At 49.7% G+C, this 26,924-nt stretch carries 26 protein-coding genes, 1 tRNA gene and 1 pseudogene; 21 read left to right on the plus strand and 7 right to left on the minus strand.

The window, feature by feature from the left end; translation table 11 throughout:
* Window positions 1–43: 43 nt before the first annotated feature.
* Window positions 44–1,102: a lactonase family protein gene (locus tag QMK20_RS02000; RefSeq protein WP_283654361.1), complete on the plus strand. Its 1,059-nt coding sequence runs from the start codon at window positions 44–46 to the stop codon at window positions 1,100–1,102.
* 121 nt (window positions 1,103–1,223) lie between these two features.
* Here the strand turns inward: QMK20_RS02000 and QMK20_RS02005 are convergent, their stop codons facing one another.
* Together QMK20_RS02005 and QMK20_RS02010 are read right to left on the minus strand one after the other, a co-directional pair.
* Window positions 1,224–2,180, minus strand: a complete 957-nt coding sequence (locus QMK20_RS02005; protein ID WP_014279496.1) for an ArsR/SmtB family transcription factor — start codon at window positions 2,178–2,180, stop codon at window positions 1,224–1,226.
* Between the two features lie 274 nt (window positions 2,181–2,454).
* Window positions 2,455–3,423: a flagellar export protein FliJ gene (locus tag QMK20_RS02010; RefSeq protein ID WP_283654362.1), complete on the minus strand. Its 969-nt coding sequence runs from the start codon at window positions 3,421–3,423 to the stop codon at window positions 2,455–2,457.
* A 144-nt stretch (window positions 3,424–3,567) separates the two neighbouring features.
* Between QMK20_RS02010 and QMK20_RS02015 the strand changes: the two genes are divergently transcribed.
* The 3 genes and pseudogenes from QMK20_RS02015 to QMK20_RS02025 all read left to right on the plus strand — a co-directional run bounded on the left by QMK20_RS02015 (window position 3,568) and on the right by QMK20_RS02025 (window position 6,531).
* On the plus strand, window positions 3,568–4,041 hold the full coding sequence (locus QMK20_RS02015; RefSeq protein ID WP_283654363.1) for a GNAT family N-acetyltransferase: 474 nt from the start codon (window positions 3,568–3,570) through the stop codon (window positions 4,039–4,041).
* 77 nt (window positions 4,042–4,118) lie between these two features.
* The gene (locus QMK20_RS02020; protein ID WP_283654364.1) at window positions 4,119–4,751 is read left to right on the plus strand and encodes an NAD(P)-dependent oxidoreductase; all 633 of its coding nucleotides are present in this window, start codon (window positions 4,119–4,121) and stop codon (window positions 4,749–4,751) included.
* A gap of 32 nt (window positions 4,752–4,783) precedes the next feature.
* Window positions 4,784–6,531: pseudogene (locus tag QMK20_RS02025) on the plus strand (NAD(P)H-hydrate dehydratase).
* On the opposite strand, the gene QMK20_RS02030 reads toward QMK20_RS02025, so the two are convergent.
* Window positions 6,515–7,024 (minus strand): hypothetical protein, encoded by a 510-nt coding sequence (locus QMK20_RS02030; protein WP_283654365.1) that lies wholly within the window; start codon window positions 7,022–7,024, stop codon window positions 6,515–6,517. The pseudogene QMK20_RS02025 and the gene QMK20_RS02030 sit on opposite strands and share 17 nt — an antisense overlap.
* Window positions 7,025–7,201: 177 nt before the next feature.
* Here QMK20_RS02030 and QMK20_RS02035 point away from each other — a divergent pair, with 177 nt between their 5' ends.
* On the plus strand, window positions 7,202–8,038 hold the full coding sequence (locus tag QMK20_RS02035; protein ID WP_283654366.1) for an HAD hydrolase-like protein: 837 nt from the start codon (window positions 7,202–7,204) through the stop codon (window positions 8,036–8,038).
* A 443-nt stretch (window positions 8,039–8,481) separates the two neighbouring features.
* Here QMK20_RS02035 and QMK20_RS02040 read toward each other — a convergent pair whose 3' ends face one another.
* A complete protein-coding gene (locus QMK20_RS02040; RefSeq protein WP_283654367.1) occupies window positions 8,482–9,432 on the minus strand; it encodes a beta-ketoacyl-ACP synthase III in 951 nt (316 codons plus the stop codon).
* A 246-nt stretch (window positions 9,433–9,678) separates the two neighbouring features.
* On the opposite strand from QMK20_RS02040, the gene QMK20_RS02045 reads away from it, so the two are divergent.
* Together QMK20_RS02045 and QMK20_RS02050 are read left to right on the plus strand one after the other, a co-directional pair.
* Complete coding sequence (locus QMK20_RS02045) at window positions 9,679–10,359, plus strand: MarR family transcriptional regulator (protein ID WP_283654368.1); 681 nt, start codon at window positions 9,679–9,681, stop codon at window positions 10,357–10,359.
* Between the two features lie 112 nt (window positions 10,360–10,471).
* Entirely contained in the window at window positions 10,472–11,278 is an 807-nt protein-coding gene (locus QMK20_RS02050) for a patatin-like phospholipase family protein (protein ID WP_283654369.1), read from the plus strand.
* Window positions 11,279–11,361: 83 nt separating this feature from the next.
* Here the strand turns inward: QMK20_RS02050 and QMK20_RS02055 are convergent, their stop codons facing one another.
* Together QMK20_RS02055 and QMK20_RS02060 are read right to left on the minus strand one after the other, a co-directional pair.
* Window positions 11,362–12,393: a ribonucleotide-diphosphate reductase subunit beta gene (locus QMK20_RS02055; protein ID WP_134911418.1), complete on the minus strand. Its 1,032-nt coding sequence runs from the start codon at window positions 12,391–12,393 to the stop codon at window positions 11,362–11,364.
* Window positions 12,394–12,416: 23 nt separating this feature from the next.
* A complete protein-coding gene (locus tag QMK20_RS02060) occupies window positions 12,417–14,750 on the minus strand; it encodes a ribonucleoside-diphosphate reductase subunit alpha (RefSeq protein ID WP_283654370.1) in 2,334 nt (777 codons plus the stop codon).
* A 529-nt stretch (window positions 14,751–15,279) separates the two neighbouring features.
* On the opposite strand from QMK20_RS02060, the gene QMK20_RS02065 reads away from it, so the two are divergent.
* From QMK20_RS02065 to QMK20_RS02130, 14 genes are all read left to right on the plus strand, one after another.
* The gene (locus QMK20_RS02065) at window positions 15,280–15,627 is read left to right on the plus strand and encodes an MTH1187 family thiamine-binding protein (RefSeq protein WP_283654371.1); all 348 of its coding nucleotides are present in this window, start codon (window positions 15,280–15,282) and stop codon (window positions 15,625–15,627) included.
* A gap of 73 nt (window positions 15,628–15,700) precedes the next feature.
* Window positions 15,701–15,772: transfer RNA gene (locus tag QMK20_RS02070), tRNA-Thr, on the plus strand.
* A 167-nt stretch (window positions 15,773–15,939) separates the two neighbouring features.
* Entirely contained in the window at window positions 15,940–16,998 is a 1,059-nt protein-coding gene (locus QMK20_RS02075) for a tyrosine-type recombinase/integrase (protein WP_283654372.1), read from the plus strand.
* Window positions 16,999–17,156: 158 nt separating this feature from the next.
* Window positions 17,157–18,065 carry a hypothetical protein gene (locus tag QMK20_RS02080; protein WP_283654373.1) on the plus strand — a complete coding sequence of 303 codons (909 nt, stop codon included), beginning with the start codon at window positions 17,157–17,159 and terminating at the stop codon, window positions 18,063–18,065.
* Entirely contained in the window at window positions 18,062–18,481 is a 420-nt protein-coding gene (locus QMK20_RS02085; protein WP_283654374.1) for a helix-turn-helix domain-containing protein, read from the plus strand. The genes QMK20_RS02080 and QMK20_RS02085 overlap by 4 nt, the downstream gene beginning before the upstream one ends.
* A gap of 657 nt (window positions 18,482–19,138) precedes the next feature.
* Window positions 19,139–20,002 (plus strand): DUF3102 domain-containing protein, encoded by an 864-nt coding sequence (locus QMK20_RS02090; protein WP_283654375.1) that lies wholly within the window; start codon window positions 19,139–19,141, stop codon window positions 20,000–20,002.
* Window position 20,003: 1 nt separating this feature from the next.
* Window positions 20,004–20,636 (plus strand): hypothetical protein, encoded by a 633-nt coding sequence (locus QMK20_RS02095; RefSeq protein ID WP_283654376.1) that lies wholly within the window; start codon window positions 20,004–20,006, stop codon window positions 20,634–20,636.
* 131 nt (window positions 20,637–20,767) lie between these two features.
* Complete coding sequence (locus tag QMK20_RS02100; RefSeq protein ID WP_283654377.1) at window positions 20,768–21,112, plus strand: hypothetical protein; 345 nt, start codon at window positions 20,768–20,770, stop codon at window positions 21,110–21,112.
* A gap of 68 nt (window positions 21,113–21,180) precedes the next feature.
* Window positions 21,181–21,360 carry a hypothetical protein gene (locus QMK20_RS02105; protein WP_283654378.1) on the plus strand — a complete coding sequence of 60 codons (180 nt, stop codon included), beginning with the start codon at window positions 21,181–21,183 and terminating at the stop codon, window positions 21,358–21,360.
* 194 nt (window positions 21,361–21,554) lie between these two features.
* Window positions 21,555–21,986 (plus strand): hypothetical protein, encoded by a 432-nt coding sequence (locus QMK20_RS02110; protein ID WP_283654379.1) that lies wholly within the window; start codon window positions 21,555–21,557, stop codon window positions 21,984–21,986.
* Window positions 21,987–22,094: 108 nt separating this feature from the next.
* Entirely contained in the window at window positions 22,095–22,472 is a 378-nt protein-coding gene (locus tag QMK20_RS02115) for a hypothetical protein (RefSeq protein WP_283654380.1), read from the plus strand.
* Window positions 22,473–23,781: 1,309 nt separating this feature from the next.
* Window positions 23,782–24,192, plus strand: a complete 411-nt coding sequence (locus tag QMK20_RS02120; RefSeq protein ID WP_283654381.1) for a hypothetical protein — start codon at window positions 23,782–23,784, stop codon at window positions 24,190–24,192.
* Between the two features lie 98 nt (window positions 24,193–24,290).
* On the plus strand, window positions 24,291–25,073 hold the full coding sequence (locus tag QMK20_RS02125; RefSeq protein WP_283654382.1) for a P-loop NTPase family protein: 783 nt from the start codon (window positions 24,291–24,293) through the stop codon (window positions 25,071–25,073).
* A 209-nt stretch (window positions 25,074–25,282) separates the two neighbouring features.
* Entirely contained in the window at window positions 25,283–26,638 is a 1,356-nt protein-coding gene (locus QMK20_RS02130) for a DNA helicase (protein ID WP_283654383.1), read from the plus strand.
* Between the two features lie 3 nt (window positions 26,639–26,641).
* Here QMK20_RS02130 and QMK20_RS27510 read toward each other — a convergent pair whose 3' ends face one another.
* On the minus strand, window positions 26,642–26,893 hold the full coding sequence (locus tag QMK20_RS27510; protein ID WP_404580109.1) for a helix-turn-helix domain-containing protein: 252 nt from the start codon (window positions 26,891–26,893) through the stop codon (window positions 26,642–26,644).
* Window positions 26,894–26,924: the final 31 nt, after the last annotated feature.

The raw sequence follows: 26,924 nt of genomic DNA on the forward strand, positions 1-26,924 counted from the left end.
GCTCGAAAAAATCTGGGCAACAGCCCAAAGGAGACGAGAGCCGATGAAAGAGTGGAATGAACAGCTATTTTATACAGGAACTTATGCGCCTCGCCATGAGAGAGGAATTTATGTATGCGCTTTACATGTTGAAAACGGTGATTTGCGTATCATTGGAGGCGTGGAAGGAATCGAGCGGCCTTCATTTCTGGCGTTGCACCCGGATGGGACCAAGCTGTATGCCGCCAGCGAGACAGAGGAAGGCGAGCTGTATGCATATCAGGTACATGCGCAGACGGGAGAGTTGCACCCATTGGATCGAAAAGGGAGCGGAGGGGCGCACACTTGCTATGTCTCAGTGACAGCGGATGGACGGTATGTGCTGGCTTCCAATTATTCAGGCGGCAATGCCGTGGTATTCCCGGTGACGGAAGCTGGCGGGTTGGCGGAAATGTCGGGGCAGGTCCAGCATACCGGCTCAGGTATTCGCCAGGACCGTCAGGATGCGGCACATCCGCATTCGATTATTCCTGATCCTTCAGGGCAGTACGCAATGGTATGTGATTTGGGGCTGGATCAGATTGTGGTATACCGTTTGACGGAAGACGGGAAGCTGGTGACCCATCGTGAGGCAGAGTTGCCGCCCGGTTCCGGTCCGCGTCATCTGGTTTTTCATCCTTCGCGTCCCTATGCCTTTGTGGCTAACGAGCTGAATAATACTGCCGCTGTATTTAGCTACAACGAACGCAACGGGGAGCTTCAATTGCTGCAAAGCTTGTCCACGCTGCCGGAAGGCATCATAGATGTGGAAAATACAGCCGCAGACATTCGGATTACGCCTTGTGGACGCTATCTGTATGTGTCAAACCGAGGGCATAACAGCATCGTGCTGTACCATGTCGATCTGGACAGCGGCAAGCTGGAGACGGTTGAATGGGTGGAGACTTTTGGCAGCACGCCGCGTAACTTCAACATCCTGTCCGGGTATCTGGTTGTCGCGAATCAGGACGGAAATAACATCGTATCCTTTGCTATTCATAGCGAAGACGGACGATTGACTCGAACAGGATATGTGCTGGAAGTTCCTTCACCCGTGTGTATTGAGCCTGTGCGGCAGTCATAGCGTATGGCAAAAAGGCACGTTAGAAGAAGATAAAAAAATAAAAACACGGCGCTTTGCTTGCCATGAACGCATGGGGCAAAGGGCAGTGTTTTAGGGTCTGAGAAGAACAGGCTCTGAAAGTTTATTTGCTGCTGTCGCCAGCTTCTACTGTTGCTGTTTTCGTATGGTTTTCCGCAGGCTTGTAGTACAAGCGGAACAGAATGTCCTGATTGTAGTTACCGAATCCAGTACCGAACAGGGTAACTCCTCCAACATGCTGGGCATCATCCAGAATGGCAATTCGGAATTTCCATTGCTTCTGGTCAATCAGCAGCTGGCTTAAGGTCACATCGGATATTTGCTTGCCGTCCATAAAGGTACCCTTAGACGTAACGCGAAGTCTTTTGAGCAGACCGTATTGGTTGATAAAATCAGGCCACCATGCAGGTGTGTATTTCCCACGGTTATCGCCGAAATCTCCCGGGCTGGTCCAAGTCCCCAGATTCACATCGTTCAGGAAAAAGGTAATGTCCGAAGGCCAGTTGTCGTTGGTAAAAGGGGCCTCGGACGATAGTTCCATCGAAATTTCCAGCTCCTCGGCCTTTTGGCTGGACAGGAGGAAATTTGGTACTTTATAATCCATATATCCTTGACTAAACCACAGAATTTTGGAATTGAAGCGCTCAGGGTCCAGGAACGAACGAGGCTCGTCGAATTCTCCGATAATTTTCTCGACGGTAGCCAGCCCGCAGGTCGGCTGAATTTCAAAATCCGTAAAGTGCCCGACGGAAATCTCCGTCTGATGAAATTGCCGTACATCCTGCTGATAGCGGGGCATAGCTATTTCAATTTTGTCCGTAGCCAGTGAGCATACTTTCTGAACGCCACCGCGCCCGGGCAGCATTTTGGTCGAAATAATGGACGCTCTCTCCAGCTTTTTGACATGCATGGTCATGATGGCACTGCTTAGTCCCAGTGCTTCCGCCAGCTCGCGTATATTCATAGGCTTCTCCGCAAGCAGAACAATCATGTTCAGCCGAACCTCACTGGCCAGCGCTTCATATACGGGAAGTGATTTTTCAGAAATGTCCAGTTGCATAGTTCCTCCAATTCTAACGCACATCAACAATTGATGATAGTTTAACATATATGGATTTTTTTCAAATATTCATACATAAAAAACGATATGATTTACATTTATATAAACAATATACCCTTTCCTTGATTGCTGGCACAAGCTTAACCCTTCAAAAAGTCTAAAATTGTTCAAAAAACAGGACACCCCATAAAACCATTCGGTGTCTGTCGGGATGTCCTGTGATGGGATGTGGTTTTAACGTTCATGCTGTAAACGATCTTGCATCGCTTGCCGTCTAGGAACGGCTATGTTCCTCCGCCAAAGAAGAGTCGGACGTGTTGTCTTTGTCTGTCGTGTGCATTTCCTGATGTTGAGAAGGATCGGCCTTCATCAAGCCAGGATGACCGGCATAAGGGCGATCACTCCGTGAGCGGCCCCGGGTGAGCCGGAAGCCGATCAAAAACAAGACAAGCTGCACAGCCAGTATGTAGGGAGAAGCTTCCGGTCCGATCCATTGAAACAGGGCAACGGCGGCGATCACCATGGACAACAGGCTCGTTGGAAAATGGGATGCCGTCACATCCAGATCATTTTGTCTGCGCAGGGTCATCAACCGATATACGTACAGCAGGGCGATCAAGCCGGAAACAAATCTCATCCATGTACACCCTATGAGCCATGAGGCAGATGGCACGGCTTCGGGCAGACCAGGATAGATAGTACTATACGACATTAGTTCCACAATCAGCCGTGAGATTAGCCACACTATACCCGCCAGCGCCAACGGCCCGGCTGCGGGACGCAGCAGCTTCCATAAAGCCGTACCCCAGCCCGGAGCATGCGATTCCAGCAGAACAAGCCGACGTTCGTCGATCAATTTGCTCATTTCGCGCTCCAGTGATTTGAGAAGCAACTCCCTGCGGAATGCGTCACATTCTCTTAGAGATGCCTGAACCTGTTCCTGAAGGTGAGGGGTTAAATAGGGAGCAGCCTTCGCTTCCTGAAGGGCATGAATCAGTCCACTCTGATGCTGGCGTGTTTCGTTGCTGCTTAAGCTGTACTGAGTAGAGGTTTGGAGATAGCCTGCCAACCGTCCGTAGATACGTAGCGATTCCTGTAATTCATTCAGCCGCTGCTGACGCGAATTTCGAAGCTGGGCTGCGCTGTGAACATACAGCCATACCAGCAAAGCCAATGCCAGCAGGACGGCAATCAGACCGGGTGAGATATATGCGGCCAATGCCGCGAAGTCCGTCGGGGACACCCGCAATCCCTCCTTCCATTGTTCTTTCTACACTATTGCACAGACTACACAGGCATTTCAAGGGCTTGGTCACGTCTGACAGAGATATATGAAGTATTTTTTGGTAAAATAGACAAGATTACAAGCAGGGAGGGGAGATTCAGCATGAACGAGTATATAGAAAATACCGCAGAACAACATAGAGGATCGAATCACCCGGACGGACAGCTTCGCGTGGAGTACGTCATTCCATCTGTAGAGGAGTATCGGGCACTGCGAAAGGAGGCGGGTCTGACGCAGATTACGGAAGCAGCAGCAGCCAAGGGCCTGCCGAACAGCCTGTTTGCGGTGACGCTGCGGATCGGGCAGGAATTGATCGGCATGGGCCGGGTGAGCGGTGATGGCGGTGTTTTCTTTCTGGTTACGGATATTGCAGTCAAGCCCTCCCATCAGGGAAAAGGTTACGGGCGTATGCTTATGGAAGAGGTTATGTCCTATTTGAAACGTGAGGTTCCGGCGGGTAGCTTTGCGACGCTGATCGCAGACAAGCCAGCCGACCGCTTGTATGCGCAATATGGCTTCCAGTTGGTCAGTCCTGGATCGGAAGGAATGTACTGGCGGCAGCCGGGCGGGCTGTAAGAGAAGCAGGTTTAAGCTGAGGCTAAAGCGGATAAGTAATAGTAAGTAAATCATAGACAGGAAGAAGGCAAGGACAGATGAAAGTCATTATTTTTGGAGCAACAGGAACCATTGGTCAAGCATTGGTGAAGGAGGCCATCAAGCGCAAGTACCAGGTGACGGCGGCGGTGCGTGATCCGCAGCGTGTAACGGATCAAAGTGAGTATTTGAAGGTTGTTCAAGCGGATATTCTGAATCCTGATTCCGTAACAGCCGTGGCCAAAGGACATGATGCCATGATCAGCGCTTATGGTCCCAAGTTTGGAGCTGAGGAAGAATTGCTCGAAGCAACCCGTTCTTTACTGGAAGGAACCCGGCGTTCCGGCGCAGAGCGCATACTGGTGGTTGGCGGAGCCGGTAGCCTGAAAACGGAAAACGGTGAACGTCTGATGGATACCGCCGAGTTTCCGGAGGAAGTCAAGCCACTGGCAGCCGCACATGCCGATGCACTGGAGCTGTATTGTGCTGCGGATGTGGACTGGACATATTGCAGTCCTGCCGCAATCATTGAGCCGGGACGGCGTACAGGGCAGTTTCGCATTGGCTTGGACCATGTAGTTGTTGATGAATTGGGTCACAGCCGCATCTCGGTTGAGGATTATGCAGTAGCCCTGATTGATGAGCTGGTAGAAGGGGAATTTGTAAATTCTCGTTTTACGGTTGGATATTAAAAAAAGGATGGCACTACGGGAGGCGAAGAAGTATGTATATTGTGACCGCCGAAGAAATGCGGCAACTGGATCGGTATACGATTGACAAGCTGGGCATCCCGGCCCTTACCTTGATGGAAAATGCCGGGCGTGCGGTAGCTGACGAGGTATTGAAGCTCTACGCTCTGGAAAGTGGATGGAGCCATAAGGGCTTCTCGGAAAGCCACGTGGATTCAGCATACGGTATGGAACGCAGATATATAGTGGGGCAAGATGCTGCCAAGCAAGGATATGATGAAGGTCCAGCCTATGGTGAACAGGTCGCCCACTCAGGTCCTGGGGATACGCCGGGACATGGTGGTGTTATTCGGACGGAGCCTTGGAGCCACGGGCGACATGCCGTGTGGGAACGGGAGCATTGGTATATTCTCGTAGGCAAAGGCAACAACGGCGGTGACGGACTGGTGGCGGCCCGTCATTTGACGGATGCGGGTCTGCGCGTCACCGTCGTGTACGCCGAGTCGCCGGACACGCTGCGCAGCGAAGCAGCAGCGCAACGCGATACCATCGCGGCTCTGCACATCCCGGTCCTTGTCTACGGCCGGGATGCCTTCGACCTGCGCGACGCCTCCGGCATCGTCGATGCCCTGCTGGGCACGGGCACACAAGGCCCGCCGCGCGAACCCTACGCCTCGCTGATTCGCGAGGCCAATGCCAGCGGCGTGCCGCTTGTGTCGGTAGATGTGCCCAGCGGCCTCGATGCCGACACAGGTGCACTGTACGAGCCGTGCATTCGCGCACGCGTCACCGTATGCCTCGCCTGCCTGAAGTGTGGGCTCGTCCAATACCCGGGCGCCGAGGCCGCAGGCGATGTAACGGTACGCTACATCGGCGTTCCGCCCGGGCTTGCCCGTGAGCGCGGCGTACAGCTACGGCTCCTGACCGCGACATGCTGCGCGAAGCGCTGGGCGTGGACGTGAGCCGCAGCCGCGTGCCGGACGGGCACAAGGGCACCTACGGGCACGTTCTCGTCGCCGCGGGAAGCCTGCGCATGAGCGGCGCGGGCCTGCTGGCCGCACGTGCCGCCCTGCGCATCGGCAGCGGCCTAGTGACGTGGGCGGTGCCCGAGGCGCTGCTGCCGCGACTCATCGGAGCCGCGCCGGAGCTGATGCTCGCTGCCGCAGCCGCAGGTGGAGACGGCGAGTGGAACGCCGGCTCCGCGGATGAGCTGCTTCAGCTCGCGCAGGCGCGCGATGTGCTGGCCGTCGGCCCCGGCCTCGGCCGCTTCGCGGGAGACACCGGCTGGCTGCGCCGCCTGTGGGAAGAATACGGCGGCCCGCTCGTACTCGATGCGGACGCCCTGAACATCCTCGCTGCGGCGGGGCCAGAGCTTGAGGCTTGGAAGCCGAGAGGCGCGGCGGTTGTACTGACGCCGCACCCCGGCGAGATGGCTCGTCTGCTGGGCCTATCGACGGCCGAGGTGCAGCGTGACCGCATCGCTCATGCCCGGCAGTATGCCCGGACACGCGGGGTCACGCTGGTGCTCAAGGGAGCGCGTACCGTCATTGCGTGCCCGGACGGTACGGTTTATGTCAACACGACAGGCCACGCCGGGATGGCGACAGGCGGCGCGGGTGATGTGCTGACAGGGATCATCGCAGGCTTGCTGGCGCAGGGCTTGAACGCTTCACAGGCAGCAGCCTTTGGCGTGTACTTGCACGGCGCGGCTGGAGAAACAGCCGCGCGTCATCGCCAGCATGCCGCCTCGGTCATTGCGGGTGATATTATTGAAGCCCTATAGACCATAACAGCAAGGGCAGGAGGAAGGCCAGGATGATCTGTACCCCAAATCCACTACTCAGCCGGGGTCTTCCCGCATAATGCCTTCCCCGATAATACAGTAATGTAATCACGGTACCCGCGATGCCGTTGCTCCATGAGATGCCCGCTCCTTCAGGGGATATAAAAGAACCAAGCAGGAGGAAGATACTGAATCCTGCGGCAAGGTACAGGATGAGCCGCTCCGGCTTTCGCAGCCAGGGCAAGAGGTCGTGCAGCGCATCGGCGGCAAGAGCTGCCGGTAGGGCAAAACCATATGCCCACAGCTGCGCGGTCAGCTCACCGTTATTGCCTGCTATGGCTACAGGAATCCCCGTCATCGCCTCTGCTATATAGCAATAGGCCCATATCAGGCCAAACACCAGCCCTCCGCAAGCCAGTTTATTCAGCGCATAACAACCCAGCTCCATCCGCCAAGGCATCTTGGGATTATATTCATTCCATGGATGTCTCATGTTGCGATTCCTCCTTAGTACACTTCATTACAATCAGTAATCTGCAACCAATCAAGGAATTTATTTTCAATTACACTCCGCTGACGCTTTATGGCATTTCATTTTACGTTAGCTGTGTATCATGGTCCTAAGAAATAATGACAGCGGATAGCCGCGTTACGGAGAGGCGGGGATTGCATGATACAAGCGGTTATTTTTAATCTCGAAAGTACATTGTTGGACCCCGGAGGACGAGGCTTAATCCAGGGAATACGTGATATTTTCAGATGGAAGGGTGTTCAGGTAACCGAAGAACAGGCATCTTATGGGCGAGGATTACCGATCCGTGATCATATTGCGAATGTGCTGGCACTTTCAGAGGTTCGGAAAAAATGGCTAGATTGCTTCGGTACGCATCCCGGGAGAACGGATATTGAGCATATTTATCTTGAGCTTGTGCCTGTTCTCCGTTCTTTGATCCAGGGAGCTGAGCCCACTTTCGGTATCGATAAAGCGCTGAATGAGCTGCAGGATCGGCGGATTCAGTCAGGCGCTACCGCATCTTGCCCGATGGAGATGCTGGGCAACGTTTTTACGCCTGCACAGTCCCCATATGCACTGGATTGCACAGTAGCTCCCTGTGAAGTTTCGCAAGGGCGTCCTTATCCATGGATGATCTATGAGATTGCACACCGCTTACAGGTTTTCCCGCTTAGCGATATTGTGAAAGTAGGAGATACGGCAGCTGATATGCAAGAGGGCAGGAATGCCGGTGTGTGGACAATAGGTGTGTTGAATCATAGCGAAGGTGCGCTGACCACGTCGCAAGCAACTAGCCGTGAATCCGACGACAGAGTGGCTGAGGAACGGCGCAGACAGAGCGTATACGGATTAAAAAGGGCAGGAGCCCACATCGTCATGAACTCGGTCGCTGACTTGCCGCGTATTTTGCGTGAAATCGAAATGCTCCAGCATACGGGCGGCTATCCTTCCTATACAAAGCAAGTGAAAACAGCGTTAATGCCTCCATCGTGAGCAGCGTTGATACACTGTGGAGCTATGGATTGGATTATACGGTTCTAGGGTATATGTATGCACCATATCGGACGAAAGTGAACTTCTCAGGTTCTGGGCATGCGACTATTTTAAAATTGTCAGACAGGATCGTCAGATTGTGGGATACTTCGGACAACTCTCTTATTTTCATCAGCTTGGCGATGTTGGTCACGAGAGCTTCGTTATTTTGCTGCAAGGTGGATAAGGATGCGTTCTTGATGGAATGTTTGGTGGTCCATAAAATAAAGCCGCTGATGACAATCAAAGGGATAAGCAGAATGAACTAAAAATGAATAGATAATCATATATTTGATTGATTTTTTTATGCAAAAAAGCCTTAGCCCGTTTCTGTTGAACCCATCCCCAAAGGGCGAAGCTGGTTCATAGAACTGGGCCAAGGCCTTTTCTGTTAAGTAGAGAATTCATGCGATCTGAATGACTTGTACGCCCCATGCCAAACCCGCGCCGAATCCGACCAGCATCACAATATCACCGGCATGAATGCGCTGTTGTTCCATGGCTTCCGCAAGCGCAATGGGAATAGAAGCCGCTGACGTATTTCCGTAATTTTCGATATTCACAAAAAATTTATCCAGAGGAATATTCATCTTGCCAGCGGCACTCTCGATGATTCGAATATTGGCTTGATGTGGAATGATTAAAGCAATATCATCAATGCTTAATTTCAATGTTTCCAGAGCTTTAGTTAGCATAGATTCCACAATACGCACCCCAAACTTGAAAACCTCTCGACCTTGCATGGTGATGGGGCCTGTAACCGGGGATGTCAGCGCTTCTGCCCCACCTTCTTCCGAGCCTAACAAGGAGAAGCATGGGAAAGCACCAGGACGAGATTGAAGGACGACAGCGCCTGCCCCATCTCCAAACAGGACAGCAGTATTACGGTCCTGCCAATCTATGATTTTGGAGAACTTGTCTGCTCCAATCACCAGAGCGTTGTGGTAGGCGGCCGATTTCATCATGTCGCTGCTGACCGAAAGGGCGTACACAAAACCGGAGCAGGCTGCCGATAAGTCGAATGCAGGTGCGCGGCTTCCGAGCTTTTGCTTGACCAGCATGGCTGTGGAGGGGAAGGCATAATCAGGAGTTGAAGTCGCCACAACAATGAGATCCACGTCTTCCGGGGATAATTGGGCACGGCTTAAAGCCTGGGTTGCAGCAACGACGGCAAGGTCAGAGGTGTCCGTGGATGCTTCTGCAATATATCGCTGACGGATGCCTGTTCGTTGGCTGATCCATTCATCGGATGTGTCCAGAGATGCGGCTAATTCCAAATTGGTTACCAGGGATGTCGGAACGTAGAATCCGGTACCTGTAATTGTAACCCCGTTCAGGTTGAGTGCTGATTGCATTTATGTTTCCCTCCAATGAAATAATCACACAAAAGACCGTAAAGACCAAAAAAACCAAAAAACAGTATGGATAAAAATATAACACAGGCGAATGAAAAAGAAAATATGCAAAGAGCAGCTTGCTGTACGGAGGAATCTGGAGTGATCCTGCTGCTTGATTATATAGATATTCAGTGCTAAGATTTAGACACAAAAAACCCAAGAACCTATTCGCAGGGGATACACAGGGAGGTATACAACGCTACCGTGTCACTTACTAAACGTCGTCTGCAATTTCTGCATACATTAGTGGATTTGTATCAAAAAACGAATTTACCCATTCATTACGAAGCCTTGGCTAAATCATTAGGCGTTAGCAAATGGACGGCCTATGACATGCTGAAAGAAATTGAAAAGCTTGGTTTTATTACGCGCAGCTACGAGGTGAATGCCAAGGTAACCGGACGATCTCAGGTTGTATTTGTGCCTACAGATAAAGCTTCGGATTTGTTCAACCAGTCCCGGAATGAATTAGTGGATCTGGTGGATTGGAAAAAAACCGTCGAGAATATCTCGGGACTGCTCAAGGATTTGAACAACACAAGTCCCAATGAGGCGGTCCGAAAAATTTGGGCTGAAATTCCTGAAGCCAGTGTCAGAATCAATTTTTGCGCCTATATTATAGGGCTGCTTTTGATGTACTTGAAGAAGCTGGGAGGTAAAAGAGGTCCCTGGATTCAGCAGATTGTCCTCACAGCGCCAAGCAAGGAAATGGGCATGACCATGTTTGTTGGCAGTGTGTTGGGTATGGCCGTACAAACGATGAACGATGAACTGGGCCTTGAAATTACGGAGCTGGTTTCCCGTTTTCTGCAATCCATTTCGGATCTTTCTGACGAGGAAAAAGGGTTGCTTTCCGATTTTCTAAGCGAGGCTTTTCATTTTTGAATATAACAGGAATGAATCATTCGTGGGGAGAGGAAGCTGCCTCCTTACGTTTAGTTTTTGGGTCTTTTGTGTATGTACGCATACAGTAAATACATGTAAAGGGGTTGCGCATATGCCGAAGGCAGGATTGGTTTTGGGTGGGGGAGCAGTCAAAGGACTTGCTCATTTGGGGGTACTGAGAGCGTTCGAAAGACACGGGATTCAGGTCGATTGTATCGTCGGTACGAGTATGGGCGGCATTGTTGGCGGACTTTATGCGGCGGGTGTTCCTGCGGATGCTCTTTTGGATTGTATTAAAAAGACACCTAAATACCGTCTGTTGGATATCGGCATACGCCATCGTGGTTTAATTGCCGGTAACAGCATGAATACGGTGGTGAATGAGCTGCTGCAACAGCATGGACAGCATACGCAGAAGATCGAGGATCTTCCTATCCGTTTTAAAGCTGTTTCTGTCGATTTACTGGAAGGCAAGCAATTCATTTTTGAACAAGGTGATTTGGTGACAGCACTGCGGGCTACGATGGCGTTTCCCGGCTTATTCGCTCCTGTGATGCATGAAGGCAAGATGCTGGTCAACGGAGGGGTATTAAACAATTTGCCTGTAGAAGAGATGAGTCGGGAAGCAGATTGTTTAGTGATTGCTGTTGATGTGGCACGGGGACATGAAAAGAAGCCGCCGCGCAATATGGTGGAAGTTGTATACCGCTCTTACAGCTTGATGACCGCCGAGCGAAAGTATAATAGTCTCCGGCTTGCAGACGTTGTCATTCGCCCTGAAGTCGGACATATTGCGGCGTTTGATTTTACAAAATGGCCTGAATGTGTCGAGGCTGGCGAGGAAGCGGCCGAATGCATCATGGATGAGCTGAAGCTGCAAATAGCCAATCACGGACAACCAGCACAGATGCATGTTTAGTAGGTAAAAGAAAAGAAGTGCCTCTAACCATAGATGGCCTGTGAGACACTTCCTTATTTTATACTTATGATCTACAGCTATTCTTACAAATCGTCAAATCCGTTGTCGTCTCCGACCTTGCCGTAATTGCGCGATTTTGCTTCAAAAAAGTCTGTTTTTGTCGCGTTCAGCGCTTCATCCGAGAACGGCTTGATCCAAGGCATACAATTTACGTCTACTCCTTCGTAGGCTTTGTCCATACCGAGCAGTCTCAGGCGCATGTTCGCCATGTACTTGATATAATCGCCCAGCTCGTTCAAGTCGATGCCGCGAACCTCTTTGAGCGTGTAATGCGCCCAGTTTGTTTCCAGCTCCACTGCGCGGTCAATCATGCGGTAGACATAATCCGTATTTTCCTTCGTGTCCAGCTCAGGGAAATCAGACAGCAATTGCTTGAACACTTCGGCAAAAAAGTAGCAATGCTGATTTTCATCCCGCTGAATATACGAGATCATTTGGCTGGTCGACATCATCTTCTGGTCACGGGCCAGATTGTAGAAGAAAGCGAACGTACTATAGAAGAAAATGCCCTCCAGAATCAGGTCCGCCACCATCGCCTGGAAAAAGGTTTGCGGATTTTGCTCATCACGGAACTCCTGGTAAATGTCCGAGATGAATGTATTACGCTCCAGCAATACAGGATCATTTTTCCAGTATTCAAAAATTTCCTTCTGCTCCTGATCCGATACCAGAGAGGACAGCACGTAGGAGTAGGACTGGTTATGCACGACTTCCTGCTGCCCGATAATGGCCGACACAGCTTCCAGTGAGGAATCGGTAAAGTAGCGTTTTACATCCCCGACAAACATCGTTTGCATGGAATCCAGCACGGCCAGCAGGCCGATGTTGATTTTGAACGTGCGCTGTTCTTCGGCATCCAGTGTTGGGAATTGGGATGCGTCCTTGGACATCGGGATTTCATCCGGAATCCAGTGGTTGAGCAGCAGCACCTTGTACAGCTTGTACATATGCGGCATGCGAATATCGTTCCAATTCAGAATGCCGGAGTTTTCGCCTTCAATAATGCGGGTAGAGCGGTTAGGTGCTTCCGTGTTAAAAATCTTTTGTAACTGCATGGGAGATTCTCTCCTTCTTTATATTAGGATGCACAGCTATCGCATTCTTCAATCGTCAGTGCGCGACTGCGTACATAATAGGTTGATTTCATACCTGATTTCCAGGCATGGATGTGCAGTTCCAGGAATTCAGTAGCTTTGATATCCGGGCGCACATACAGATTAAAGCTTTGGCCCTGGTCAATATGACGCTGACGGGCAGAGGCCATGTTGATCGAAGCATGCTGATCCAGCAGGAAAGCCGTTTTGTAGTACCAGATCGTTTTTTCGTTTAAGTCCGGTGCAGGGTTAGCGATCTTGTAGGTTGTTTTCTCTTCATAGGAAAGCAGCTCATACAATGGATCAATGCTGGCCGTAGAACCTGCAATGATGGACGTGGAACCGTTAGGCGCAATGGCGAACAGCCATGCGTTGCGGACACCGTTTTGTTTGACTTCTTCCGCAAGCTCACTCCACTCGGACGTGGTGACAAATTTGCCTTCACGAGTACCGTCTGTATAGCCACGGGACGTGAAATAATGCCCGGTAGACCAGTCGGAGCCTTCAAATTTGGCATAACGGCCTTTTTCCTTCGCCAGCTCCATGCTCGATTTTACAGCCAAATAGTTAATTTTTTCGTATAAATGATCGTTATAGGTTACCGCTTCATCGGATTCCCAACGGATGCCTTCGAGTGCGAGCAGATGATGCAGTCCGAATGTACCCAGACCGACTGCGCGATATTGGCTGTTCGTATATTGTGCTTGCAGCACCTCAATGTTGTTGATATCAATGACGTTATCCAGCATGCGTACCTGAATCGGTACGAGACGATCCAGCACACCTGCCGGAACAGCGCGAGCCAGATGGATGGAGTTCAGGTTGCAGACGACAAAATCGCCAGGAATTTTTGAAATGACAATGCGTGTTTGTCCATCCTTGGTGACTAATTCCTCTTTTTCCACCACGGTCGCCGATTGGTTTTGCATAATTTCCGTGCACAGGTTGGAAGAATATACCATACCGTGGGCGCGGTTCGGGTTCGCACGGTTTACAGTATCGCGGTAAAACATGTACGGAGTACCTGTTTCCAACTGCGATTTCATCAGGCGCTTCATGATGTCGATAGCAGGCACCGTAATGCGGGAGAGAATTGGATGCTGTGACGCTTCCTCATACTTCTCGCGGAAGGAACCTGTACCAAAGCCTTCATCGTAAAAATCCTCCAGCCCCAGTGGACGGCCGTTGTCATCTTTCCAGCCCATGACCTTCTTCACTTCATGCGGGCAGAACAGGTTCCATTCGCCACGTGCTTCCACCCGCTCCATGAACAGATCGGGCAGACATACGCCATGGAAAACATCATGTGCACGCATGCGCTCGTCACCGTTGTTCAGCTTCAGATCGAGGAACGCAAGAATATCTTTGTGGAATACGTCCAGATAGACGGCAATTGCGCCTTTACGTGTACCCAGTTGGTCTACGCTGACCGCTGTATTGTTTAGCTGGCGAATCCACGGGATGACGCCGGAGCTTGTATTTTTGTGTCCACGGATGTCGGAGCCACGTGCCCGTACTTTACCGAGGTATACGCCAATGCCGCCGCCCATTTTGCTGAGACGGGCTACATCGGTGTTGGAATCGAAAATGCCTTCCAGCGAGTCATCTACAGTGTCGATGAAGCAACTGGAGAGCTGTCCGGCGACCTTTTTCCCGGCATTGGACATGGTTGGCGTAGCCGCCGTCATGTACATGTTGCTCATCGCCCAGTAAGCTTCCTTCACCAGCTCCATACGCTTGTCGGCAGGCTCCTTGTGCATCAGGTACATTGCAATGATCATATAACGTTCCTGCGGCAGCTCCATCACCCGTCCGTCAAAATCGTTCGCCAGATAACGCTCGGACAGCGTCAACAGCCCGATATAATCGAACAGCAGGTCATTTTTCGGCAAAATGGATGCACCCAACTCGTCAATTTGCTCCTTGGTGTAGTAGTCGAGCAGCTCTTGACGATAGATGCCTTTCTTGACCAGCTCGGTAATCAGCGGATAAAAAGCGCCGTAAGGCTCGTCCGCATAGGATTTGTAACGGCGGTGAGTAGCCGCTTTTTTATATAAGGAAGTGAGCAAAGCGCGCGCAGCGGCGAATTTCCAGTCCGGTTCTTCCTTGCTGACCAGTTCAAGCGCAGCCATCGCAAACGCGTTGCTGATTTCGTCGCCCGTGACTTCGTCCCGGCGCAGCTTGCTGACCACACCGCGAATCAGGCGATCTTTATCCAGCTTGTCCAATCCGCTGAGCACACGGTCGGCATATACGGAAATGCGTATTTCATCAAAAGCCAACTGGCGGTTGTTTGGTTTCGTTACGAGTTGTGGCATGGGATTAATTCCTCGCTTTCCTGACTTGGGAGATAAACTTGAAAATAAATGACAGTGAAAATGAAAAACGACGCTGAAAATTCCCGGGTTACTTGCTTGGTTCAGACAGCATTTTGGGGCTGTATGTAATCCAATAACATAGAAATAGCGATGCGCTTGCCAATGAAGGGGGGGAAGATGGTTCCCGTACGATTTATCGGCTACATCACTACATTTAGACGTCTTACAAATATTTAACCCAACATGTTGTGTCGAGAAACTTAAAATTTCAAATAAGCGCAAGGAGTATTATAGCAACATTTGAAGCCATACGTAAAGGAAAAGGAATGGAAACTCAAAATTTGCAGAGAAGTCGCGGGCTGCATTTGAATTGAGGCTTTGTGAACGGTACAATGAATGATAAAGATGTTTCCTACAGAAACAAGCAGCATACATATGGACTGTTTTTATGAAATAAGGTTGCTTTATCGGACAGAGGTTTTAGATTTTTAAAGAAGTGAAGATTTTAAATTAAAGGAGGAACTTGGCGATGACCATTGCAGAAGTGACAGTGATCCCGATTGGAACGGGGAGTACGAGCCTGAGCGACTACGTTGCCCAGATGCAAAAAGTGTTGAAAACGCAAAAAGGAATTACCTATGAGCTTACCTCCATGAGTACGATTATTGAAGGTTCGTTGGATGATGTGTTCACCGCTATTGCTGCGCTGCACGAAGCGCCATTCCTGTCAGGAGCCAAGCGCGTTTCCACCTCGGTCAAAATTGATGATCGCCGTGACAAGCCTTCCTCCAGTCGCCAAAAGCTTCGTTCCGTCGCAGATAAACTGTCTGGCACCGCAACAGGAAACGTTACCGAACTAAATCCAAATCCTAGTTGAAAAAGTGGATGTAAGTGATTGATTTTTATGTAAGTAAGAGTATAATAGTTTTTGTTGTCAGTTACACTGACCTGCTGGTGTAGCTCAGGGGTAGAGCAACGCACTCGTAATGCGTAGGCCGGGGGTTCAATTCCCTTCACCAGCATTCTTCGTTAGAATTTCCCGTCATATCAACGTTTGTCACTCGTTGAATGTTCCGGATAGGCAGACGCTAGGTCAACGTTTTCCTAGCGATAAATCAGACGAACGTCGGCGCTGAAATGCGGTATACACGGAGCCTCCTACGGTATTTTGTAGGAGGTTTTTTTTGCTATGTCGATTGATCCGCGTAAGGGTAAGGCGGTCACCGCTAAACGACGTAATGGGCGGTCTGAAAAAGGAGCCGGTGTCATCGGGCTTGAGTTGGGGTTCGACTTATTCTACAACGCTAAACGAGCGGAGAAGTTACGGAAGCGAACACTCGAAGACTATCAAAGCTACTGGCGTTATTTTCGGGAGTGGCTTATAGGGAGCCATTCGGAGATAAATGAAGTAGGGCAACTTGATACGGCTCTTTTACGCGAGTATATGAACTACATGTCCTACGAACGGACAAAATATGATGGGGTCGCAGAACGGCGAGTAGAAGGGTGCAATCTTTCACCCGTCACAGTAGCGTCAAGGCTCCGCGCGTTGAAAACAATGTGTAAATTTTGGATGTCGGAAGGATTAATGAAAGAGGACCCGGCGGAGAAGCTGAAGTCACCGCGCAAGGATACCGAGGAGAAAAGTGTAATCGTCGACGGACAACTCCGAGCTTTAATCGAAGCTGCCGACGTTGATACATTTGCGGGCTTCCGCGACCGTACGCTTATGTTGTTACTTGCGGATACGGGGTTGCGAATTAACGAGGCTTTGCGGTTAGAGTCGGCCCACCTGGACATCGCTTCACGTTGCATTCGATTACCCGGCCATATGAACAAGAATAGGAAGCCGCGAATTGTTCCGGTTTCGTCGAGTGTTTTACGTGAGTTGATTAAGCTCATGGAAGAGAACCGCGCTTACTTTGATACGGACTTCATATTTCTGGCGAATTACGGTGATCCGTTAAAAGCTGACCAATTCCGAAAGAGACTAAGCCAGTACGCGGACAAAGTAGGTATTGATCGGAAAGCAACACCGGTGTCTCCGCACCGATTCCGCGATTACTTCTGCACAAATTACCTACTTAACGGCGGAGACCTCTTCACATTACAGCGGATCGTAGCGCACGCTGATATTAAGACCACGCAGGGGTACGTCAAGGTAAACGAGGGCGCTATGCGTGATAGTCACGCGCAATATTCCCCACTTTCACGACTCGGAATGTCTCGCGTAGGAAAGAGACGTTAATAATACGGACGATAACGCCCATCTCTTCGGAGGTGGGCGTTATTTTTTTTTAAATGTGCGAAACGTACTTCTCATCCGTTGTAGTAACTGAAGGCGGAATTATTACGAAGTTGTGCGGGATTACTTTGATGGGGAAAAACGTAGTGAGGGGCGATTAAATGGGTGGTAAGGAGCGAGTGCTTTCAAAGATCGACGAGTTAATAGATCGCGGAATCGACGTTACCAACATTTCGAAGGAACTTTCCGCAAAGGAGTACGGCAGCATCCGCAAGCAGGCGCTGCGTTCGTTCGGGAGCTACACGCAAGCGCTTCGTGAATACGGACTATACGAATGCAACGGAACACCTAGCGAAGTCGAGCTTCAACGGTGTTTTGAAATAACCGACGATTTCCGAGTAGTAGAAACGGCTGATGTTACGCATGTGTGCGATATTTACAACTTAGACTACTTCACTTTTCGTAAAGTATCGCAGGAGATTAAGGAACGAGTAGAGATTGACGCGCTAGACGATTTCTACCGTGAACACTACCCGTTTGATAATCTACCTACGCGAGTTTTGCGGGAGACTTATCCGAAACTTTACGGGTACCTGCGTAAGCACTACGGAACATATAAGAAATTTCTTGCGGCGTACAAAGTCTCGTACAAATACGCACTTAGTCAGAGATACAAAGGCCGCGACTCCATCCCGCTCGGACACGAATTTGAACGAAGACTCGGCGAGATATTACGTGCTATTTATCCAGACGTCAGATATCACGTCAAAGTAGGCGTGTGCATTCCGGACTTCATCGCTAATGAAACGGAGTGGATCGACGCCAAGCTAAGCGCCAATTCGATACTCGACCCGAGGTGTAGGACGCTCGAGAAGTACGCAAAGGAGACGGATAACCTAACCGTATATTACGCAAGAGGCGAGCCGGTAGCGGAACAAATCGGGATTGCGACAGTTGTTCATGTAACAGCGTTATACCCACCTCTGAGAAGCGTGGGACGTACGGATTTAATTGCGGATATGGAGGCGTTTATAGCTTCGGTATCCTACAGAAGGGAGGACGCAGCATGACCGATACACAACGCCTCGTCAGCGTCGAATCACAAACGGAATATTCCATCACATCCGGCGCAACCGAAACGCGTATCTTCGTTAAGATGTACGTCGACGCAGCTAAAGCGGGACTCATCGCAAGCATGGGTGCGCAAAATTGGACGACGCTATGCGTAATTGCTTCGTTTATGGATGCGGCTGGCAACTGTTACCCTACGCAGGATCAGATCGCGAGGTATCTCGGAGTCAATCGGCAGACAGCGAATAGATACGTTAAGAAGCTGACGGAATATCGCTGGAACGGACGCCCAGTTATCCGAGCAGTACGCGAGAGGTCGCCAACGGGTACGTGGCAGAATACGCGGTATACGGTGCTTCCGATTAGTCAGCTTGCGATATTCGATGCGGAGCCGGACGTACTTGACACCGGCTAGATGCGTCCATGTCCGCGAATACCGACATGGTGATTACCGACATGGCTATCGAAGACACTAACTATAACCACCTTTAGCAAGAGCCACTAAGAACTAGATAAAACATACGCTTCGCTATTCAGTCGGCGTTGCCTCCTTTCATACTACGCGGCGTAAGTTAATAAAAAGATTATCACGCGTAAAAGATGTACGGAGACGAGAGTCGACGGCGAGAATGAGCGAAGCGAATTACGAGCTTAGTGCAGTAGAAGAGAGAAAAGACCCTATCCAAAGAGTCTTCGGATAAAGGGTCTCGCGGCTAAACAACATGCGAAGTGACTGACGTACCCCAAGGTAGAGGTAATAACGTCAGCGTCTAACCAAAAGGTAAGACCCGCCGTATGTATTAGCATTCTCTCGCCTCCTCTCACGCAAACTGAAATTAGGGATTCAGGCATGATCACTAATTCGTCCACGGTTCGAAGGTTAGGTAAATTATACCACAAATTAGGAGGTTCGTACAAATGGTTATTGTCGCGTCGGAAGAAGCCGCTACGTGGATCAGTATCACTCTCGGAATGTGGGCGCTGTATCTCATTATTGCTACGGTCAAGGCGTATCGCGATTTTCGATGACCTGACGTAATCACCGCAAACTAAAACTAAAGGAGGAGTCAACGTGAGTGAAGTCGCAACTCTATCAACGGATTTACCTACGATAACTGCGGAAATCAACGCATACAAGCGCGTCGCAGGCGAAGCTATCTTCGAAATCGGACGCCGATTAAAACACGTTAAAGAAACCAAACTTACTGAGTCACACGGTGGCTGGACAGTATGGTTACGGCAAATCGAAATGTCATCTTCACAGGCAGACCGATTTTTGAAGATAGCTGAGCGTCTTGGAGATACAAAGTTCCCGACGTCGGGAAGTATTTCGATGGGAATACTGGATGAAATTTCGAGATTGCCATCCGACATCGACCGCACATCTTTTGTATCGTCTCTACACACTGTTCCGTCAACTGGCGCGACTAAAACCGTCGACGAAATGACCGTCCGTGAACTGCGCGAAGTCAAAGCCGCGCTGAAGGTCGAACGCGAGGCACGAGAACAAGCGGAGGCGCGCGCTGAGAAGGCGGAGGACGATTACGGCCTTATGTGCGATACGCTCGAAGCTGTGCGTGCGCAACCGCCAAGAACGGAGTACGTGGCCGATCCGAACATATCCGAACGGCTACGAAAGTACGAGGAGAGGTACGGAGACATTGACGATTTGGGGCGGGCCGCGTTCGCTACCAACACGCAGGACTTAACCGCGTCAGTAATGTCGTTCAGCCGAGCCGTACGCGACTTTGCGAAAAGGTACGCTTATATGGCGCAGTACAATAGCGCTATTGTGACATTAGACCCGCTAACTGCACGTGAGTATACGGAAGCGGTCAGTGCGTTACGAGACCTAGTATCCGTGTTCCCGAATGGGCAATACGCCCGGACTGACGTTATTGACGCTGACTACAATATTATCGAGGGGGAGTGTTAATATGGAATTTTTTACGGGAAATAAAAGAGAGATTACGGAACTGTCGACTAAGGTAGGGACGCTTATTCAGGAGAACGAAGTTTTGCGAAGTATCGTAGTTCGGCAGGAATCGCAATTTGTCACGTTTCATGATGACCTGTCCGAGATGCGTCGGGAATTATTTGAAGCTACTTCTATTTTAAAGTCCATGCAAGACGGAGCTACGTCCTTTAAGTTCACCGCTACAGGTGAGTCAGGCATTAAGGGGTACAAAGTAGAGCCCCATTATGGAGCTCCGGACAACGTTGACGACTTGAGTCCTGAAGATCAAGTCAGAGAAAAGAGCAGATGTAAAGTAGCGAGGCTTCTTTATAAATACGCCGATGTCCGCAACCTAAGTACAGATGATAAGAGCTTCGGAGTAGTCTATAAGATTATGTTCGACAAATTAGAAGCCGCTACAGGCTACAGACCTCGTGAGAAAACTGTTTTCAAATATCTTCACCCAGAAGGTCGGAAAGTCTATACGCTAATAGAGGATGGGTACACAGAGGCGTTCGTAGAGGTTATCCAACGCGAGATAGACAAGGCGGCATCAATGGGAACGGCTATACGGAAGTCGAAGCGGTCGCGCAAACGTTCTAAGTCCGCGTAAACGGGGGTAATCGCGTATGAAAATAACCGCCGTATTACTCGCATCCGTAACGTTATCTTTCTTCTGTCTCGTCGTGTGTGTACTCGACGCGTACACGTTTCCTCACAATAATCTCGGAGGTGTTTTACTTAATGAACGTACAACTAACCGCTAATTTCGCACTACGCTCAGATGGAACGCAGTTTATCGTCAGTCAACGCAAGCTCGTCGACCCCACGAAAGCGCCCGGTTATAAAGCGGTCGAAGGCGCGCCAGCTCCGGAACTCCGCGAACGTTGGGACGACGTCGGCTACTATCCGTTAACGTCCGGCGGCTTGGCGGCGTTACTCGATTCGGTCCGTATGCGTACTGTCGCAGCTTCAGGCGCGTCCAGCCTTGCGGAAATCGGCAGCCTTTTGCGACAGACTACGCAGGAGCTTGCCGATGCGATTAACGCTGGATTAACGCCTGAGTTTAACGTCAGATTAGGCGCGTAACGGTCAGGCGAGGGTATTCGGTAGGGTAACGGGTAAAGGCGCTAATTTAACGTAAAGGAGACGTGTAAATGATACGCGTAGGAAAACCGATGGCACCGGGCACGTTCGTAGTTTACGTAGGGACCGAGATCAAGGAGGTTGTTTACGCCGAGTCTCGTAGGCAGGCGGGAGAGTGGGCGCAACGTAAATACGGCCCGCAGGCTTATATATTCGAGAACGTACAGGCGCTTGATATTACGTGGGGGTGACAGCGTGGGTTGGGAGTACGTTGTTTACGAAATGCGGAAGGGGTTATTCGGACGTACAAAAGAACGAAAATTACGTGTTTTTAGTGACCGAAGTGACGCGGATAGGTACGTAGCTAACTACCTTAAACTAAACCCGGACGCTGTTACTCGTATTCAACGACGGATACCGTGGTGGGACTAGGAGGCGAATGTTGATGAAGAAAGCGGAGTTACTCGCAGAACAAGCGCGGCTCTTTTCGATCGCGAACGAGTTAGCGCGCAAGCATTGGGGCGTTGATTATACGGGAACTCTCGTATTGGTTAATCGTCCTTGGCGGAATAGGTGGGCGTGCTTTAGATCTACCACCGAGGATGACTCCTTGCGTGAGGTACGCATGTCAGCCGTAGTAAATGCGTCTCGATCCGAAGAAGCCGTAATCGGGTCACTATTACATGAGCTCGTCCATTGGCGTTTGTGTACGTCGGGGCTTCCATATAGCGACACGGATTACGGATTTATTGCGGAATGTTTGCGGGTAGGTGCGCCGATATCCCGCGCTCGTAGCGCTCAGGAGGCGTACCAGCGCTTTAAGCAACGGCAGGCATTTGAGGAACGGGCAGGATGTAAATTTGACGAAGCCGTGTGATTTTATAACGAAAGGTTGATCGCAACATGAATAACGCAAAATTCGAAACGGTCGACGATATCCTCGAATGGTATCGCGGCAATAAAAATACGGAAGGGGATAGCGTAAATGTCAAACGTCAATAAACCAGTAATACCCACGGAGGTTGCGGATGCGATCGAGAAAGTACGAGGCATACTTGGCGCAGATAATACGGAAGGGCTCTTGCGTGTGGTACTGGATGAGAAGGTGTTCAACGGTCCGTCTATCGTTACCCTCCGCTCGATTCCATTCACAACGATACTGACCGCGCTGGTGAACGGGTATGAGTGTGAGATAACGGAAGAGCAAGCACGAAAGCAGATGTGGGCGGAGATCGCGCGCACTCACCAACGGCATAGCGAAGGTACCGGAAGATACGACACGTTTCCCGAGGATTACGCGTTCGCGGACGGCATCAAGTACACACTCGATATGCTTGGTATTGACGTCCTGGAGCAGTCGTGATAAAGACCGATTTCTACCGTCATTTTACCGTGATAATTTATGCAAAATGAAAACGTGAGAAAACGGTAGTATGGCGGAGAATTTTACAGTAAGAGGCTAACAAACAGTGAGCACAAAATACCTATTTTCGATGTAATTAGGTACGCTTAAGGAAACATATGTATATTTAAGTATACATAAGTTCGCTTTTGCGTACATCCCGAGCTTGTAGTTATTTTTCGGTAATCGCTGAATTTGCGGTTTTACTAGGATTACCCTATCAATCTATAATACGGAGGCGGTAACGAAATGCGAGACTTAGACGCAGACCTGACGCTTTGTGAGGCAACAACGGAGGGTCCTCTGTATGCTGTTCCGCACGAATGGCCTGGTAACGATAAACTTCGCTTTTGGGTCGACAACCTAACGGACGGCATCGGATGCTTTGTTCGTCGCAAGGACGCAGTTTTCCACGCTGAAGCTCGCGAAGGCTGGCCGGAAGCAATACGCAGGGCGATCGCGGCAGAAAAGGAGAACACGGAATTACGTGATCGGTTGATGAGCGTGTTCCAAAAAGCACGAAATGACGTCGCAAGATGGGACGGGGGACAATGCGTTGGACTTCCGGTTTTTCAGGATCGCGTTTATGCTCGGAGGTTAGTGAAGGACCTTCAACCAATACTATTTCCTGTTCAAGATGAGTAGGTCTATAAACTCATTTATCCGGTGTGTAAATAAATAACAACGTCTAACAATGAGTTAATGACAACATCTAATAAAGAATCTAGAAGTCGCTGTGCTTACAGCATTAGGCAACTAAGAAAAGGAAGCTTCAAGAGAGGAGGGGGACGGGTGAAAATACTTGATATTTGCTCGAAATGAAAATGTGAGAAAACTAAAGCATTAACGAGTTTAGATAATAATTACTATATAATTCCATAAGGAACTTAATTTAAGTCTGTATACGAATCAGCATATGCACATCTCATCGCTAGTATGATTTTTCATAATCTGCTTCCTTATAGTTAATTACTAATTTAATTGCTAGCTTTTTGTATACAAAAATAGATTAAGATACGTAATAACACTAGAAGTGTATACAAACTTAATTTAAGTATTGGAATTTCCTTCTAGTCAAAAAACAGAAAATCAGCGATTTTGCGGTTTGTGTCTGACTTACATCCTCAAGTTATAATGTAGGAGCCATGTGGAGGAAAATGTGAAATTAGTTCATTTATAGAGGCAGCCCCCTGACGGGATCTTCTTTAAAATCGCGTATTCTACACTTCTCTCAGTTTTCCTAAATATACAAAATAGCAAAGGAGGTGCTATGGTGGTTACTAAAGCAAAGAAGCAGAAAATCGACCGTACAGCCTGGCGCACACTACCGCACTCACAATGGAACGTACGAACCGTCCACGCAATGTTCGCCGATTTGAACCGCGAGCACTTCGGAGTCGAGACGTACCTACCGATGCGTAACTGGGGTTTCGAGCAGGGCGCAATTAAACGTGCTTTGGCAGAGCACGGAGCAGACGTTTTGCACGAAGCTTTCACGCAGATTTTCCGTGAATATAAGCCCACGCCGGACTATCCGATACTTACGGCAGGATTCGCGATCAGCTACCGTTTAAACACGGTAATTCCCCGTATCCTTGCGGACAGGCAGCGCAAGGAAAAAGCGGAGATGACCGTAGTTAATGGCGGGATGGCTGCGGAGGAACTCGCCGAATGGCTTTAGCACATTTTTATTCATAAGTCAATAAATATTCGTATCATATGAATAGTTGCGGACAAATTCTTAAAAGATGCTAAACTAAATATGTGAGGAGGAACGCAATGTCTAACGCAGACAAGTGCATACTTTCTACGCATTGCTCTCAGGCAGGTGGAACAAGCTGTAATAACCTCTGTTCGTCCTGGATCGCAGTTCACGGATTCAACGGAACAGGTGGGCGAATCGCAGCGGCAGGTGTCCCGAAAGAGTACGCAGGCGTAACGCTCCAAAACTCTCCGGCAAGAGAGGATCAAGCGGGGGCTTATAAGGTCATCGACGCGTACGTTAACACGTTCAAGCGGCAATTCGATGTTGCAACGGAGCGTATAAAATCGCTATACCTCTATTCGGAATCTCCTGGCACCGGAAAAACTACGTCGGCGAGCGCGGTTTTACACGAGTACGTCGTGCGCCACTATATCGGATCGCTCCAGCGGGACAGGCAGCCGCTGGAAAGGTGCGCATACTTTCTCGATGTTAACGCTTGGCAAACGTTATTCCTCGGGTTCAATCGATCACACGTGCCAGCGGAAACAGCGGAACGCCACGCAGCCGAATATTACGCAATGGAGTTATGCGCCTGCCGCACGCCATTCGTAGTATTGGACGATATAGGTGTACGGTCGGCAACCGATGCATTTCGCGCAGATTTACACAGCATCGTCAATTACCGCACGGCGAACGGCTTACCGACGATATACACGTCTAACGTAACAATCGACGACTTGAATACGGTGTTTGACGCAAGACTAGCCGATAGAGTACAGGACATGTGCGTAGTGGTGCCGTTTGTAGGCGGGAGTAAACGCGGGTTAAGAAACGTAAACGTGAGAAAAACGGCGTAAATACGAGTTACATTAATCTTCCAAGCCTTATTTCGACACGGTTTGTCGAAAGATTACACATGTTTGCACATCTATGTATGCGTCTTTACCTAAATGTGTCCAATTATTTACGTATAATTACTATTTTGTCGAAGTGGTAACATAGTAAAATCGTCCCAAATCGACTTTGACGTAGGGTTAAGGATGTTGTAAAACAGGAGGTGTGAGTAATGTCAATAATTAGTCAGCAATTTATGTCGCGGTTAATTGATTCGGGAAATTCGTTAGCTATCGAGAAATACAACGTAAAGCGCACGGATTTTCCAACGCAGAGCGAGCGTCAGGCATTCGACTTCATCAATGGGTTCGCCGTGGAGAACGAAGGGAAAACGCCTTCATATGCAACCTTTGTCGCGAATTGTCCGGACGTTGAGTATATACCCGGAGTTACCGACAGTTACGAATATCTAGTCGGGAAGATGAAGGAAGACGTAGGCAATCGCGAGTTTGCGAAAATGATTAACGATGAATTAGGCGAAAAGTTTGGGAACGTCCCATTCACAGAACTAACGGAGTGGTTGACGAAACGGGTCGAACGGATTAAACTGGAAACGGGAACAGGTGTTCGTAAAACGGCGGGGAATACCTTCGATACCCTCGCCGGTGCGTTTTCGGAAGAGTACCAAAAAAGGAAGGCCGGGAAGTCGTTCACACTTTGGCGCACCCCTTTCGAGTCACTGAATGCGGAGATTGGCGGTCTGTACTCCGGGGACATTTACGGGATCATGGCGGAATCGGGCCGTGGGAAAACGTATCTCTCCGCTGTCTTTGTTGACGAATTACTTCGACAAGGTGCCAATGTTCTCGTGAAAACATACGAAGTAAAGTGGTATCCCTGGTTCTCTCGCCTACTTTCAATCATTACTGCGCGCGAGGAGGCAATATCTTCCTCAGAGTTTATAGTGAAAGTTGGAGTTCCGAATAAGGACATACTTTCGGGCAGACTCGAAGGTGATGTCGAGGAGTATCTGCTAGAGATGGCCGCAAAAGTGAACGACTACTATCCGGGTAATTTGATTCTACAGGCAAAGGGCGACAATGATTTAACGCGTACTTTGGACGAGTTAGATCGGGAGCTTACGGAACATCCAGAAATAAACGCCGTAGTCGTTGATCCGTTCTACGGGCTCGCGGATGTTTACGGTCGCAACTCAAACAAGACCACAGGCGGCGCTGCGGAACAGGCTGCGCGTAGACTTGAGGCGATCATTGGCGCACATGACGTTGTGGGTATATACACGATCCAGGCGCGTTCAGAGAAACAGGAAGTCGAGGCAGGCGAGGATCGCGAGATAAAGCTACCAAAACGCGACCAAGTAAAGACAACGGGAGCTGTACTGGAGATTGCCACGAACCTGTTTGCGTTCGATGCGACGAACGGCAACGGCAAAATCGGAGTTGAAAAGGGGAGGAACGGCGGCGAAGGGTTTACGATAGACTTAATAGCGCTAATGGATTACGGAGTTTTGCGTGAGCCTGATCGCAAGGCACTGACGGAGCAGTTTGCGGGAGTGGCCGGGTTTTAGCGCCTACTTCTCGTCAGACAATCCGAGAAGGAAGTCGGTACTCACGCCGAACATGTTAGCGAGGATACACAGGCCCTCAACAGTTGGTAGTCTTTTTCCGGACACGTAGTAACGTACGGCCCGCTCTCCTATATTCAAAGCGTTCGCGACATCTTGGTACGAGAGATTCATTTCTATCCTAAGTTGTTCAAAACGTTCTGAGAATTTATTCATTATTTTTCCTCCGAAGGGTTGACTTTGAACTTTAAGTTCCATATGATGTAGCTATGAACTTAAAGTTCAAAAA

It is taken from the genome of Paenibacillus sp. RC334, assembly GCF_030034735.1.
Taxonomy (GTDB): Bacteria; Bacillota; Bacilli; order Paenibacillales; family Paenibacillaceae; genus Paenibacillus; species Paenibacillus terrae_A.